The following is a 15,294-nucleotide window of genomic DNA, read 5'->3' on the forward strand; positions in this document are numbered from 1 at the left end:
CCGGTTACTCGGCCTTGCTCAGCTTCAACGCGACTTCCAGCAGCAGGAACAGCCGGCGGACTTCGGCGCTCATCAGCGCGAAACGTGCGTCGAGTTCGGCGCGTGCGCCGTCGTCTTCGCTGTGTTCGAGCTGGTCCAGCGCGCCGTCGAGGAACTTGAGCTTGCGGATCACCAGGTCGTCGCCGAGCACGAACGACAGGTTGTCGTCCATCACCAGGGCCAGCTTGGTGACCTGCTTGCCGGCTTCCAGATGCTTGTCGATCTCGTCGCCGCGCAGTTCCTGGTGCTGGCACTTGACCACCGCCCCGCCCTCGATGGGGTCCTTCATCTCGCATTCTTCGCCCAGGCTCAGGCCTTCGGGCAACGGCTCGCCGGCGATCCAGCCGGTGAGGATGGCGCGCGGGGCGACTTCGGCATTGAGCGGCAGCGCCGGGAAGCTGCCGAGCGCGCCGCGGATCTCGCTCATCACGTTCTCGCCGCTCTTGCGGCTGGAGGTGTTGACCGCGACGTAGCCGTGCTGCAGGTCCAGGATGGCGTCGGTGCGCGAGCTCTTGACGAAGGCGCGCGGCAACAATTCATGGATCAGGTCGTCCTTCAACCGCTTGCGCGCCTTGCCGCCTGGGCGGCGGCCTTCCTTTTCCTCGATCTCGGCGACCTTGCGCTCGAGCAGATCGTTGACCACCGCGCCGGGCAGGATCTTGTCCTCGCCGCCAACGGTGAGCCACAGGAAATCTTCCAGACGGTGCGAGAGCACTTCCTGCTCGTCGCGGCCGAACGGGGAAATAAACCCGCGCGAGCTCATTTCCAGCGGGCCGACCGGCTTGAGCTGCACGTGCGGCAGCAGCGTTTCGATCTGCGTGAAATCCAGCGTGGTGGGAAAGCGGAACAGGGTGAGATTGCGAAAGAACATGCGTAAGACCGAAGAAGAAAAACGTGGAGGTGGAAGACCGACGGCGACCGGGCGGGCGCGTCAGTCGCTATCGTGTGCGCTGTCGCCGGCGGCGTGCCAGGCGGTGGGATCGGGCGCGCTGGCGTCGGAGCGGCGGCCCAGCGCCAGGAAATCGAACAAGGTGCGGTCGGCCAGTTGCTCGGGCCGTACGTCGCCCAGCGCGCGCGCAATCTGTTCCACCCGCCCCGGATGGTCGCGGTCCCACTGCTGCAGCATGCGGCCGACCTGCTGGCGCTGCAGGTTTTCCTGGCTGCCGCACAGGTTGCACGGAATGATCGGGAACTGGCGCAGCTGTGCGTAGGCGGCGATATCGGCTTCGCGCACATAGGCCAACGGACGGATCACCACATGCTCGCCGTCATCGCTGCGCAGCTTGGGCGCCATCGCCGCCAGGCGCGCGTGGTGAAACAGGTTCATGAAGAACGTGGCGACGATGTCGTCGCGGTGGTGGCCGAGCGCGATCTTGGTCACGCCATGTGCCTGCGCGTAGGCGTACAAGGCGCCGCGCCGCAGCCGCGAGCAGAGCGAACACATCGTCTTGCCGGCCGGGATCACCCGGCTGACCACCGAGTAGGTGTCCTGTTCGACGATGTCGAACGGCACGCCCTGCTCGCGCAGATAGCTGGGCAGCACCTCGGCGGGGAACTCCGGCTGTTTCTGGTCCAGGTTCACCGCCACCAGCGTGAACGGCACCGGCGCCTTGCGCTGCAACTGCAGCAGCATGTCCAGCAAGGTGTAGCTGTCCTTGCCACCGGACAGGCACACCATCACCTTGTCGCCGGGCTCGATCATGCCGAAGTCGGCGATCGCCTGGCCCACCTGGCGCTGCAGCCGTTTGCCCAGGCGCAGCTGATCGGACGGCACCCGCGGGCGCGCAGTGCGCGGCGCGGGGTCGGCCAGGGGTTGCGGCAGCGGCGGGACAGCGGTCATGAGCCGCCCATTGTAGCTGCCGGGGGGATTGGGGTTGGGAGTTGGTCGTGGGGCTGGATGTGGCGGCCCCCATCCGCCCTTCGGGCACCTTCCCCCGTGAACGGGGGAAGGGAGCACGCCCTCGTCCAGGGGAGAGCGCTTCCCACCCAGCCCGGTCGCGGCAATCCCTCTTCTGCGGATGCTCCCCTCTCCCGCACGCGGGAGAGGGTGCCCGAAGGGCGGGTGAGGGTCGTACGCCCCAACCCACCAGACACCAGCCACCCCGCAACAGCTCGCATCTCGCAGCGCAGCAAGCCTTTCGGCGACGGGCTGGGTAAAGTCCGCAAGACCGTTTCAGCTGGGATCGGCATGACACCTTCGGCTTCGCTGTATGGCGCGGCTTTTTTCAGTCGGCTTTTTGGTAGCGCTAACATTCTGTGGATTGCGTAGCAGTACCCGCATGCACAGATGCGCTGCAGCGACGCGGCGCCACTGGTCGATGCGCGTGCCGGCGTCGCAGTGTGTCGATGCCATCCCTCTCCCCCATGACACCCCCTTTCTGCAGGAGTTCCACCCCATGAGCAACACCGTCTACATCGGCGCGAAGGAATATTTCCCCGGCATCGGCAAGATCGGCTTCGAAGGCCGCGACTCCGACAACCCGCTCGGGTTCAAGGTCTACGACGCCAACAAGACCATCGGCGACAAGACGATGGCCGAGCACCTGCGCTTTGCCGTGGCCTACTGGCACAGCTTCTGCGGCAACGGCGCCGATCCGTTCGGCCCGGGCACGCGCGCCTATCCCTGGGATGTGGGCAACACCGCACTGGCGCGCGCCGAAGCCAAGTCCGATGCCGCGTTCGAGTTCTTCACCAAGCTCGGCGTGCCGTATTACTGCTTCCACGATATCGATCTGGCACCGGATGCCGACGACATCGGCGAGTACGAAAAGAATCTCAAGCACATGGTGGGCATCGCCAAGCAGCGCCAGGCCGACACCGGCATCAAGCTGCTGTGGGGCACCGCCAACCTGTTCTCGCACCCGCGCTATATGAATGGTGCATCGACCAACCCGGACTTCAACGTGGTCGCGCGTGCCGCGGTGCAGGTCAAGGCCGCGATCGATGCGACCGTTGAACTCGGTGGCGAGAACTACGTGTTCTGGGGCGGCCGCGAAGGCTATGCCTGCCTGCACAACACCCAGATGAAGCGCGAGCAGGACAACATGGCGCGCTTTTTGACCCTGGCACGTGATTACGGTCGCAGCATCGGCTTCAAGGGCAACTTCCTGATCGAGCCCAAGCCCATGGAGCCGATGAAGCACCAGTACGACTTCGACAGCGCCACGGTGATCGGCTTCCTGCGTCAGCACGGCCTGGATCAGGATTTCAAGCTCAATATCGAAGCCAACCACGCCACGCTCTCGGGCCACAGCTTCGAGCACGACCTACAGGTGGCCTCTGATGCCGGCCTGCTGGGCAGCATCGACGCCAACCGCGGCAACCCGCAGAACGGCTGGGATACCGATCAGTTCCCGACCGACCTGTACGACACCGTCGGCGCGATGCTGGTGGTGCTGCGCCAGGGCGGGCTGGCCCCGGGCGGCCTGAATTTCGACGCCAAGGTGCGCCGCGAATCGTCCGACCCGCAGGACCTGTTCCTGGCCCACATCGGCGGCATGGACGCGTTCGCACGCGGGCTGGAAGTGGCCAACGCGCTGCTGACGGCTTCGCCGCTGGAGCAATGGCGCGCCGAGCGCTACGCCAGCTTCGACAGCGGCGCTGGTGCGGACTTCGCATCCGGCAAGAGCACCCTGGCCGACCTGGCCAGCTACGCCGCCGGCCATGCACCCACGCAGATCAGTGGCCGCCAGGAAGCCTACGAAAACCTGATCAATCAGTATCTGACGCGTTGATCCATCGGCGCACGCATGTTGATGAAAGACAGTGTGTGCGATGGCTGCATGCGCTGCGAGCGCGGCGCATGCAGGAGCAGGCGCGACAGGAAAGGCCAGTGACGCGAACGCGCACCTGCCGGCAGACGGCAGATACGTGGGCGGGTCCGCAGCCCGACCAGGTCGGTGACCGACACCGGTTGCGGCAGCCCACGGGCTGCGCAGCCGTCCCGCAGCGCTCTCTATTCGGCCGGATCGACGGATGTCGGCGCGGCCACCGAATCCCGCTTGACCAGCAGGTGCGCGACCACATGATCGACCATCTTCGGCGTCCGCTCCTTGGCGCGTATCGTCTTCAGCAGGATGTCCAACGCGGCATCGGCCATGGCGGCAATGGGTTGCTGCACCGTGGTGAGTTCGGGCCACACGGCGGTGGCGGCGGAGGTGTCGTCGAACCCCACCACCGACAGATCACGCGGCACATCCATGCCGCGCCGATGCGCCACCGAAATGGCGGCGGCAGCCATATCGTCGTTGCTGGCGAAGATCGCGCTGGGGCGGCGCTTGCGTGCCAGCAACGTTTCCGCGGCCAGCAACCCCGAGCGGTAGGTGTAGTCGCCCGGTTGCACCAGATGCCGATCCAGCCGCAGGCCGGCATCGGACAAGGCGGCCTGGAATCCTTCGAAACGCCGCGTGCTGGCCGACAGGTTGGGATGCCCGGCGATGTAGCCGATCCGCGTATGCCCCTGCGCGATCAGATGCTCGGTGATTTCCTTGGCGGCAGCGAATTCGTCGATGCGCACGCAGGCCACATCGGGGCTGAAATGATTGGAGGCGATCGCCACCACAGGCACCTTGGCGCGCACCAGTTCCAGCACTGCGGCGCGGGATTCGCACAACGGTGGCGGCAGGATGACGCCGGCCACGCCCTTGGCGAGTTTGCGCGCGGCACGGCGCTCGGCATCGGCATCCAGATCGTCCCAGCAGTCGATCACCAGCTGGATCGAGGTGCGCGACGCAACACGCAACACGCCGAGCAACAACTCGCGCAGGTAGGCGCCACTGGGGTCGCTGTAGATCAGCGCGATGCGGGTGCTTTGCGCGGCGGCCAGCGCGCTGGCCGCCAGGTTGGGCGTGTAACCGAGTTTGTCGACGGCACGCATGACGCGCTCGCGGGTGGCCTGACGCACACTGCCGGTGTTGTTGACCACACGCGAGACCGTCATCGGCGACACTTTCGCCAGCGCCGCCACCTCGTCGATGGTGGTCGCGCGGCTGGTGCGGCGGACCGATTTCCTGACCTTCTCCAAGCGTGGCCTCTTCAAGTGAGTGCGAAAGCTGCACGATGCATACCGACTGCGGCAATGACGTCCGCACCCACGGCATACACGACGATGCGCATCATGGTACCGGGAAGCAGACAGAGCGGGGAGACGCGCAACGCTGCGTCACACGCAGTGGAGCAGATGGCATGAGCAGGCAGGCAAGCGGCGGTGATCGCGCCCCGATAACTGCGCGGCTACTGATGGGGCTGATGCTGCTCTGCGGCGTGTTGCTGCCTGCTGCGCAGGTACACGCCGAGGATGGCTACGATCTGTGGTTGCGCTACCAGCCGGTGGACAACGCCATGGCATTGCGCGAACACACCCAGGCACTGGTGGTCGCTGGCGACTCGCCCACCCTGCAGGCCGCGCGCCAGGAGCTGGAGCGTGGCCTGCAGGGCCTGCTGGGCGCCGCGCCGCAACCCACTGAAGAGGTTTTGCGCGACGGCACGCTGCTGCTGGGTCCGGCCAATGCGCCACAGGTGGCAGCCCTGACGCTGCATACCGCCGATCTTGGCCGCGAGGGCTACCTGATCCAGTCGCTCACCGTGGACGGCCACCGCAGCATCGCGATCGTGGGCGGCAGCGATATCGGTGCGCTGTACGGCGCATTTCATTTCCTGCGTCTGCTGCAGACCGGCCAGGCACTGACCGCATTGAACGTGCGTGAGTCGCCGCGGCTGCAGCTGCGCATGCTCAATCACTGGGACAATCTCGATGGCGTGGTGGAGCGCGGCTATGCCGGCGCCTCGCTGTGGAACTGGCAGACACTGCCGGGCTATCTGGATCCGCGCTACACCGATTACGCGCGCGCCAATGCCTCGCTGGGCATCAATGGAACCGTACTCAACAATGTCAACGCCAAGGCATGGAGCCTGACGCCGCAGTATCTGGACAAAGCTGCTGCGCTGGCCAAGGTATTTCGGCCGTATGGCATCCGCGTATTTCTCAGCGCCCGCTTCAGTGCGCCGATCGAGATCGGCGGGCTGCCCACCGCCGACCCGCTGGATGCGCAGGTGCAGCGCTGGTGGCGTGAGACCGCCGATGCGATCTATGCGCGCATTCCGGATTTCGGCGGGTTTCTGGTCAAGGCCAATTCCGAAGGACAGCCCGGCCCGCAGGATTACGGGCGCACGCATGCCGATGGCGCGAACCTGCTGGCCGCCGCGCTGGCGCCGCATGGTGGCGTGGTGATGTGGCGTGCATTCGTGTATTCGCACGAGCAGCCCGACGACCGCGCCAAGCAGGCGTATAGTGAATTCATGCCGCTCGATGGGGCATTCGCCGACAACGTGATCGTGCAGGTGAAAAACGGCGCCATCGATTTCCAGCCACGCGAGCCCTTCCATCCCTTGTTCGGCGCGATGCGCAAGACGCCGCTGATGCCGGAATTCCAGATCACCAAGGAATATCTTGGCTTTTCCACGCATCTGGCGTATCTGGGCACCTTGTTCGCCGAGACCTTGCAGGCCGATACCTATGCGCGCGGCAAGGGTTCGACCGTCGCCAAGACGGTCGATGGCAGCGTGTTCAACGATGCCAAACGCCCGCGGCTGACCGGCATCGCCGGCGTTGCCAACATCGGGGCGGACCGCAACTGGAGCGGCTCCTTGTTCGATCAGGCCAACTGGTATGCCTATGGACGGCTGGCCTGGAATCCGTCGTTGTCGCCGGAGGCGATCGCGCAGGACTGGGTGCGCATGACCTTGTCCAACGACCCGGCCGTGGTCACGCCGGTGGTGGGCATGATGCTGCGCTCGCGCGAGGCGGTGGTGGACTACATGACGCCACTGGGCCTGCATCATCTGATGGGGCGCGGCCACCATTACGGCCCGGCGCCCTGGGATGCCGGCAGCGAGCGACCCGACTGGGATCCGGTGTATTACCACCGCGCCGACCGCAACGGCATCGGATTTGATCGCAGCGCCAGCGGCAGCAACGCGGCCGCGCAATACGCCGCACCGGTGGCGCGCGTGTTCGGCGATGTGCGACGCGTGCCCGAGCAGTATCTGCTGTGGTTCCATCATGTCTCCTGGGACCGGCGCATGGCCTCCGGGCGGACACTGTGGGACGAGTTGGTGTGGCATTACGACCATGGCGTGGACGAGGTGCGGGCGATGCGGGCGACCTGGCAAGGCCTGGCCGGCCGCATCGATGCACCGCGCTACCGGCAGGTGGACGCGTTTCTGGCAATCCAGCAGGACGAAGCGCAGTGGTGGCGCGATGCCAGCATCGCCTATTTCCAGAGCGTGTCCGGGCGCGCCCTGCCGCCAGGCGTGGCCGCCCCGGCGCATCCGCTGGCGTACTACCAGGGCCTGAAATTTCCGTACGCACCGGGGAATCCGAAATGAAACTGCGTGGTGTGCCCCTGCTGCTTGCCGCCGCTGCCGCGCTCGCAGCCGATGTAGCCTACGCCGCCGATATGCCGCTGCTGCATCCGCTGTTCCAGGACCATGCGGTGCTGCAACGCGATGCGCCGATCCGGGTGTGGGGCAATGCGGCGCCCGGCACGCGCGTGCGGGTGCAATTGGAGACCCAGCAGCGACAGGTGCGCGCGGATCGCCAGGGCCACTGGCAGGTGCAGCTGCCTGCCCACGCCGCCGGCGGACCGTACACGCTGACCGCCAGCGGCGCCGACGGTGCGACACAGCAGGTGGCCGATGTGATGATCGGCGATGTCTGGCTGTGTTCGGGCCAATCCAACATGGAATTGCAGGTGCATCGCACGCTGGATGCGCGCAGCGAGATCGCCGATGCCGATCAACCGGCCATCCGCATGTTCAAGGTGCCGGCGCAATCCAGCCCCACGCCGCAACGTGACTTTGGCGGCGCAGCGCAATGGCAGCCGACCACGCCGGACACGGTGAAGGACTTTTCGGCAGCGTGCTACTACTTCGCGCGCGAACTGCACAAGACCGTGTCCGTGCCGATGGGGTTGATCAACGCCTCGTGGGGCGGCTCGCAGCTGCAGGCCTGGATCGGCGAGGCAGCACTGCGCGCGGCCGGCGACGATGGCCCGGCACTGGATGTGTTGGCACGCTATGCCGACAGCCCGACGGACGCGGCGCCGCGCTGGGCACGGCTGTGGGAAGCATGGTGGCACGCACATGGCGAAGGCGAGCCGTGGCAACCGGATGCGCCGGGCGCGTGGCAACCGGCACCTGCTGCGCTGGGCGTATGGGACGACTGGGGTGTGCCGCAGTTGGTGGGCTTCAACGGCATGGTCTGGTATCGCACCAGCGTGGAGCTGACGCCCGCACAGGCGGCGCAGGAAGCCACCCTGGTGCTGGGGCCGGTGGATGAGCTGGACCAGACCTGGGTCAACGGTGTTGGCGTGGGCAGCAGCTACGGGGCCGATCAACCGCGCCGCTATGCGCTGCCGCGCGGCCACCTGCATGCCGGGCGCAACAGCATCGTGCTCAATGTCCTCAACACGTATCGCCGTGGTGGATTGCTGGGCGATGCGTCCTCGCGTGCACTGCAGTTCGCCGATGGCAGCACGCTGCCGCTGGCCGCGCCGTGGCACTACCGCATCGTGCCGCCGCAGCTGGGCTCGCCACCGCGCGCACCGTGGTCCTCGGCCGCGGGGCTGACCACCTTGTACAACGGCATGATCGCCCCGCTCGGCCATCTCGGCCTGCGCGGGGTGCTGTGGTACCAGGGCGAATCCAATGCCGGCGATGCCATGCATTACCCGGCCCTGCTCGACGCCTGGCGGCGCGACTGGCGTGCACGCTTCGGTGCAACGCTGCCGCTGCTGATGGTGCAGCTGGCCAACTATGGCGCGCCGCCCACGCAACCGGTGGAAAGCGGCTGGGCGCAGCTGCGCGAGGCGCAGCGCCGCTTCGTGGCCGAAGACGCGCATGCCGGCCTGGCAGTGGCCATCGATATCGGCGACCGCTACGACATCCACCCGGCCAACAAGCAGGAACTGGGCCGGCGGCTGGCACGCGCGGCGCGGCATGTGGTGTATGGCGAGGCGATTGCACCCTCGGGCCCGGCACCACGCGCGGTGCAGCGCGATGGCGACAGCGTGCGCATCGTCTTCGACGATGTGGACACCACGCTGCTGAGCTACAGCAATGATGCACCAATCGGCTTCGAAATCTGCGGTGCAGCGGCCGGCAGCTGCCGGTATGCCAGCGCCAGCGTGCAGCAGCGCCTCGTGCGCCTGCGCATTCCCTCCGGCATGGATGCGGCGCGGGTGCGCTACTGCTGGGCCGACAGCCCGGTGTGCACCTTGTACGACCGCAGCGGCCTGCCGGCTGGCCCGTTCGAACGTCCCATCACCACCCCATCTTCCCCCTGAGCGAGATCACGATGTCACAGACTTCCGACTCCCCTGCACCGCTGCAAGATTCTGCCCGCGACCGCGAGATCGTCGAGGCGCGCGTGATCGTCACCTGCCCGGGCCGCAACTTCGTCACCCTGAAGATCCGCACCCGCTCAGGCATCACCGGGCTGGGCGATGCCACGCTCAACGGCCGCGAACTGGCGGTGGCGGCCTACCTGCAGGAACACCTGGTGCCGAACCTGATCGGCCGCGATGCCGGGCGCATCGAGGACATCTGGCAGCTCTTCTACCGCGGTGCGTACTGGCGGCGTGGCCCGGTGACGATGAGCGCGATTGCCGCGGTGGACGTGGCGCTATGGGACATCCTGGGCAAGATGGCCGGCATGCCGTTGTACCAGCTGCTGGGCGGGCGCTCGCGCGAAGGTGCGCTGGTCTATGGCCACGCCAACGGCCGCGATATCGCCGAAACCAGCGACGAAGTGGGCCGCTTCCGCGAGATGGGCTTTATCGCCATCCGCGCGCAATGCGGCGTGCCCGGGATCAAGAAGACCTATGGCATTTCCAGCGGCGGCAAGCCGTACGAGCCGGCCGAAAGCGAACTGCCCACCGAAACCGTGTGGTCCACGCCGCGCTACCTGGGTGTGGTGCCGAAGTTGTTCGAGCAATTGCGCAGCGACCACGGCGATGCGATCGAGCTGCTGCACGATGCGCATCACCGGCTCACCCCGATCGAAGCCGCGCGCCTGGGCCGCGATCTGGAGCCGTACCGGCTGTTCTGGCTGGAAGACGCCACGCCTGCGGAAAACCAGCGTGCGTTCGAGATCATTCGCCAGCACACGGTCACGCCATTGGCAGTGGGCGAAGTGTTCAATTCGATCTGGGACTGCAAGCACCTGATCGAACAGCAGCTGATCGACTACATCCGCACGACAATCGTCCACGCCGGCGGCATCACGCATGTGCGCAGGCTGGCCGACTTCGCGGCCTTGCATCAGGTGCGCACCGGCTTCCACGGCGCCACCGATCTGTCGCCGGTGTGCATGGGCGCGGCCTTGCACTTCGACACCTGGGTGCCCAACTTCGGCATCCAGGAATACATGTTCCATTCCGACGAGGCCAATGCGGTGTTCCCGCACGACTACGTGTTCCGCGACGGGCGCCTGCATTGCGGCCAAACCCCGGGGCATGGCGTGGACATCGACGAGGCGCTGGCCGCCAAGTATCCGTATGTGCCCAAACAACTGCCCATCGCGCGCCTGGAGGACGGCGCGATGTGGGATTGGTGATGCGCCTATTGCCGGCCGCGCGTGTGCCTGTCGTGATACAGGCGCAGGACAGGCCCAAGCGTGCGGCGGGCGATACGCAGGCACGCGCCGGTTGGCAGTCGCGACGCCGCGAGGACGATGCCGGTTTCCTCAGCACTGCACAGGCCGGCGGCTTCGTCGGCAGCATGATCGGGCCCTTCGCCCGGTTGCAACCAGACCGCACCAAGGAGGACTGACCATGCATTCGCACCCTGCCCGTCTCACCGCCGCCTCGCGCCGCGCCCTGGCCGCCGGCCTGCTGCTGGCGATTGCCCTGGCGGCCGGCAACACGCAGGCGGTTGCACCGCCGCCGCCGCCGTATCTGGACACCCAACTGCCGTTCGAGACACGCGCCGCCGATCTGGTGTCGCGCATGACGCTGGAAGAAAAGGCCGCGCAGATGCAGAACGCCGCACCGGCGATCCCGCGCTTGCAGGTGCCCGCCTACGACTGGTGGAACGAGGCGCTGCACGGCGTGGCGCGCGCCGGTGGTGCCACGGTGTTTCCGCAGGCGATCGGGCTGACAGCCACCTTCGACACCCCGTTGATGGCCGAAGTGGCCACCGCCATCAGCGATGAAGCACGCGCCAAGCACCACGGGTTTCTGGCGCGCGATGAGCACAAGCGCTACCAGGGGCTCACATTCTGGTCGCCCAACATCAACATTTTCCGCGACCCGCGCTGGGGCCGCGGGCAGGAAACCTACGGCGAAGATCCGTTCCTGACTGCGCGCATGGGGGTGACCTTCGTACAGGGCCTGCAGGCGCAGCAGGGGCCATACCGCAAGCTCGATGCCACCGCCAAGCACTTCGCCGTCCACAGCGGCCCGGAAGCGGACCGCCACCACTTCGACGTGCATCCCAGCGAACGCGATCTGCATGAGACCTACCTGCCGGCGTTCCAGGCCTTGGTGCAGGAAGGCCATGTGGCCGCAGTGATGGGCGCCTACAACCGCGTCAATGGCGAATCCGCCTCGGCCAGCACGCGGCTGGAAGGCATCCTGCGCCGCGACTGGGGCTTCGATGGCTATATCGTCAGCGACTGCGCGGCGATCCGCGATATCTGGCAGAACCACAAGATCGTGCCCACGCCCGAAGCTGCCGCCGCGCTGGGCGTCAAGCACGGCACCGACCTGGATTGCGGCGACACCTATGCATCGTTGCCCAAGGCGGTGCGCGCCGGCTTGATCGACGAAGCCGCCATCGACACCTCGCTCAAGCGGCTGATGGCCACGCGCATGCGCTTAGGCATGTTCGACCCGCCGGCCAAGGTGCCGTGGGCACAGATTCCCGCCTCGGTGAATCAATCGCCGCAGCACGATGCGCTGGCCCGACGCGCCGCACGCGAATCGCTGGTGTTGCTGAAGAACGACGGCCTGCTGCCGCTCAAACCCACGCTCAAGCGCATCGCCGTGGTCGGCCCCACCGCCGATGATCCGATGTCGCTGCTGGGCAACTATTACGGCACGCCCGCCGCGCCGGTCACCATCCTGCAAGGCATCCGCGATGCGGCGCCACAGGCGCAAGTGGTGTATGCACGCGGTAGCGATCTGGTGGAAGGACGCGAAGACCCCAACGCTGCCGCACCGATCGACGCGCGCTATCTGCGCCCGGCCGCCGATGCCAAACAGAACGGATTGACCGGTGAATACTTCAAGGGACGCAGCCTGGCCGGGCAACCGGTGCTGACCCGCATCGACCCACGCATCGCCTTCCGCTGGGACCGCAATGCGCCCACCGACGATGCGCTGGGCCGTGGCGAGCTGCAGCCCGGGCAGGCATTGGACAAGGACGATTTCAGCGTGCGTTGGCATGGCCAGTTGTTGCCGCCGGTCAGCGGCGATTACGACCTGCAGATCGCTGCCGATGACGGCGTGCGCCTGTATCTGGACGGCAAGTTGCTGATCGACCAGTGGAGCGATGCGCCGCGCATGCGCGGCGGCAATGCCAGCGTGCGCCTGGAAGCCGGCAAGGCCTACGACCTGCGCGTGGAGTATTACGAAGCCACCCGCGATGCCGGGGTGCGCCTGGCCTGGCGCATGCCTGGTGCCAAGCCACCGCTGCAGGAGGCGGTGGATGCCGCTCGCAATGCCGAGGTGGTGGTGTTCGTCGGCGGCCTCACCGGCGATGTCGAAGGCGAAGAGATGGACGTCAACTATCCCGGCTTTGCCGGCGGCGACCGCACCGACACCCGCCTGCCCAAACCGCAGCGCGAGCTGCTGCAGGCGCTGCAGGCCACCGGCACGCCGGTGGTGGCGGTGTTGACCACCGGCTCCGCACTGGCGGTGGATTGGGCGCAGCAGCATGTACCGGCGATTCTGCTGGCGTGGTACCCCGGCCAGCGCGGCGGCAGTGCGGTGGGCGATGTGCTGTTCGGTCAGGCCAGCCCGGGTGGTCGCCTGCCGATCACCTTCTACACCGAAGCCGAGCGCCTGCCCGCCTTCGATGACTACGCCATGCGCGGGCGCACCTATCGCTACTTCACCGGCACCGCGCTGTACCCGTTCGGCCACGGATTGTCGTACACGCAATTCACCTACTCGGACCTGCGCCTGGACCGCACCACCCTCAGCGCCGATGGCACGTTGCGCGCGACGCTGAAGGTGCGCAACACCGGCAAGCGCGCCGGCGACGAAGTGGTGCAGCTGTACCTGCATCCGCTGGACCCCAAGCGCGAACGGGCCGGCAAGGAGCTGCGTGGTTTTCAACGCATGACCCTGCAACCGGGCGAACAGCGCGAGGTCGCCTTCACGCTGAAGGCCGCCGATGCGCTGCGTATCTACGACGAGCAGCGCAAGACCTACGCCGTGGACCCGGGCGCCTATGAAGTGCAGATCGGCGCATCCAGCAGCGACATCCGCAGCACGCAACGCTTTACCGTCACCAACGACTAGCGCCTCTCAAAAGCCGTCACCCTGTGGACATGGCGAACAAACCCTCCGGCCGCGATTGCCCTCAGCTCCTCTCCCCTCGGGGCGATAAGGCACTGCTTGCGCGCCACTGGCGCGCAAGCCCTGGAGCGCCCGCGCTGCTGGCACGGGCAGGGGCGCGGAGCGGGGTTTGGGGTGAGGGGACGGCGCAGGCGACTCCACCAACTCCCTAGTGCGCGGACACCACGATGCAAGCCCCACGTCTTTCGCTCGATACCCTTGCCACCCTGGCGCCAGCGGTTTCAACGCCCCCTTACGATCCAGCAACAGTCACCATCGGCATCGTCCATCTGGGCGCAGGCGCCTTCCACCGCGCCCACCAGGCCGTCTACATCGATGACCTGCTCGCAGACGATCCCGGCTGGGCCATCTGCGCCGTCTCGCTGCACAGCCCGCAGGTGCGCGACGCGTTGCGCCCGCAAGATGGCCTCTACACCCTCGCCCTGCTCGATACGCATCCGCAACTGCGCATCATCGGCGCCATCCGCCAGGTGCTGTGCGCCGCCGACGAACAAGCCGCCGTGCTCGCGCGCCTGGCCGATCCCGCCGTGCGGCTAGTCACGCTCACCGTCACCGAAAAAGGCTATTGCCTGGCCGGCGACACGCTCGACCTGCATCACCCCGACATCGTGCACGACATCGCCAGCCCCGCCGCGCCACGCAGTGCAGTCGGCTATCTGGTGGCCGGGCTGCACCGGCGCATGCAGGCCGGCCTTGCACCGTTCACCGTGCTCAGTTGCGACAACCTCACCGATAACGGCCACCTGCTACGCCGTGCAGTGCTGCTGCTGGCGCGCCAGCACGATGCCGCGCTGGCGGTGTGGATCGAGCAGCACGTCAGTTTCCCGCGCTCGATGGTCGACAGCATCACCCCGGCCACCGACGAGGCGCTGCGCACCCAGGTGCAGGCGCAGACCGGCCTGCACGATGCCTGGCCGATCCAGCGCGAGCGCTACAGCCAGTGGGTGATCGAAGACGATTTCTGCAACGGTCGCCCCGACCTGGCGCGCGTCGGCGTGGTGCTCAGCGACGACATCGCCGGCCATGCGCGCGCCAAGCTGCGCCTGCTCAATGCACCGCACTCCACGCTGGCGTATCTGGGCAGCTTGCTGCAGCTGGAAACCGTTGCCGATGCCATGGCGCATCGGCCACTGGCGGCGTTCGCCGCGGCGCTGATGCGCCAGGACATCGCCCCCACCCTGCAGCCGATGGACGGCTTCGATGCGCAGCGCTACAGCGACGCGATTCTTGCGCGCTTCCGCAATCCCGCCATTCGCCATCTGCTTGCGCAGATCGCCTGGGACGGCTCGCAGAAGATTCCGGTGCGCCTGCTTGCCACCATCGACGACGCGCTTGCCGCAAGCCGGCCCATCGAGCGCCTCTGTTTGCCGGTCGCCGCGTGGCTGCAGTTCGTGCGCCGGCAGGCGCGCAACGGCGTGGCCCTGGTCGACCCCTTGAACGATGCGCTGAGCGCGCTGGGACGTGCAGCCACCGGCGATGCAGCTGGTGACATCGCCCGTTTCGTCACGGTGGAAGCCGTGTTCGGCACGCTGGCTGCGGACCGGCGCTTCATCGATGCGCTGACCAGCGGCTATGCCGCGCTGGGCGATGCCACGCCAGGCCGTGTGGACGCGGTCCTTGCTGCGTTGAGTGCCTGAGCCACGTGGTGGCGCGAGAGCGGCTGCCGGCGTGT

The 15,294-nt window shown here is 67.0% G+C and carries 10 protein-coding genes; 7 read left to right on the plus strand and 3 right to left on the minus strand.

What is annotated here, in order from left to right; translation table 11 throughout:
* Positions 1–4: 4 nt before the first annotated feature.
* Both HG421_RS18185 and ttcA read right to left on the minus strand, forming a co-directional pair.
* Complete coding sequence (locus HG421_RS18185; protein WP_169707575.1) at positions 5–910, minus strand: recombination-associated protein RdgC; 906 nt, start codon at positions 908–910, stop codon at positions 5–7.
* Between the two features lie 60 nt (positions 911–970).
* On the minus strand, positions 971–1,879 hold the full coding sequence (gene ttcA / locus HG421_RS18190; protein WP_169707576.1) for a tRNA 2-thiocytidine(32) synthetase TtcA: 909 nt from the start codon (positions 1,877–1,879) through the stop codon (positions 971–973).
* A 556-nt stretch (positions 1,880–2,435) separates the two neighbouring features.
* Here ttcA and xylA point away from each other — a divergent pair.
* Complete coding sequence (gene xylA / locus HG421_RS18195) at positions 2,436–3,773, plus strand: xylose isomerase (protein WP_169707577.1); 1,338 nt, start codon at positions 2,436–2,438, stop codon at positions 3,771–3,773.
* 221 nt (positions 3,774–3,994) lie between these two features.
* Here the strand turns inward: xylA and HG421_RS18200 are convergent, their stop codons facing one another.
* Positions 3,995–5,062, minus strand: coding sequence for a LacI family DNA-binding transcriptional regulator (locus tag HG421_RS18200; RefSeq protein ID WP_169707578.1), 1,068 nt, complete (start codon positions 5,060–5,062; stop codon positions 3,995–3,997).
* 161 nt (positions 5,063–5,223) lie between these two features.
* On the opposite strand from HG421_RS18200, the gene HG421_RS18205 reads away from it, so the two are divergent.
* The 6 genes from HG421_RS18205 to HG421_RS18230 all read left to right on the plus strand — a co-directional run bounded on the left by HG421_RS18205 (position 5,224) and on the right by HG421_RS18230 (position 15,259).
* Complete coding sequence (locus HG421_RS18205; protein WP_169707579.1) at positions 5,224–7,425, plus strand: alpha-glucuronidase family glycosyl hydrolase; 2,202 nt, start codon at positions 5,224–5,226, stop codon at positions 7,423–7,425.
* Entirely contained in the window at positions 7,422–9,383 is a 1,962-nt protein-coding gene (locus tag HG421_RS18210; RefSeq protein WP_169707580.1) for a sialate O-acetylesterase, read from the plus strand. Before HG421_RS18205 ends, HG421_RS18210 begins: the two co-directional genes overlap by 4 nt.
* Positions 9,384–9,394: 11 nt before the next feature.
* Complete coding sequence (manD, locus tag HG421_RS18215; RefSeq protein ID WP_169707581.1) at positions 9,395–10,654, plus strand: D-mannonate dehydratase ManD; 1,260 nt, start codon at positions 9,395–9,397, stop codon at positions 10,652–10,654.
* Positions 10,654–10,869 carry a hypothetical protein gene (locus HG421_RS18220; protein ID WP_168968122.1) on the plus strand — a complete coding sequence of 72 codons (216 nt, stop codon included), beginning with the start codon at positions 10,654–10,656 and terminating at the stop codon, positions 10,867–10,869. Before manD ends, HG421_RS18220 begins: the two co-directional genes overlap by 1 nt.
* 2 nt (positions 10,870–10,871) lie before the next feature.
* Entirely contained in the window at positions 10,872–13,565 is a 2,694-nt protein-coding gene (locus HG421_RS18225) for a glycoside hydrolase family 3 protein (RefSeq protein WP_169707582.1), read from the plus strand.
* A gap of 224 nt (positions 13,566–13,789) precedes the next feature.
* Entirely contained in the window at positions 13,790–15,259 is a 1,470-nt protein-coding gene (locus HG421_RS18230; protein WP_169707583.1) for a mannitol dehydrogenase family protein, read from the plus strand.
* The last annotated feature ends 35 nt before the right edge of the window (positions 15,260–15,294 follow it).

This window comes from Xanthomonas campestris pv. badrii (assembly GCF_012848175.1).
GTDB classification, from domain to species: domain Bacteria; phylum Pseudomonadota; class Gammaproteobacteria; order Xanthomonadales; family Xanthomonadaceae; genus Xanthomonas; species Xanthomonas campestris_C.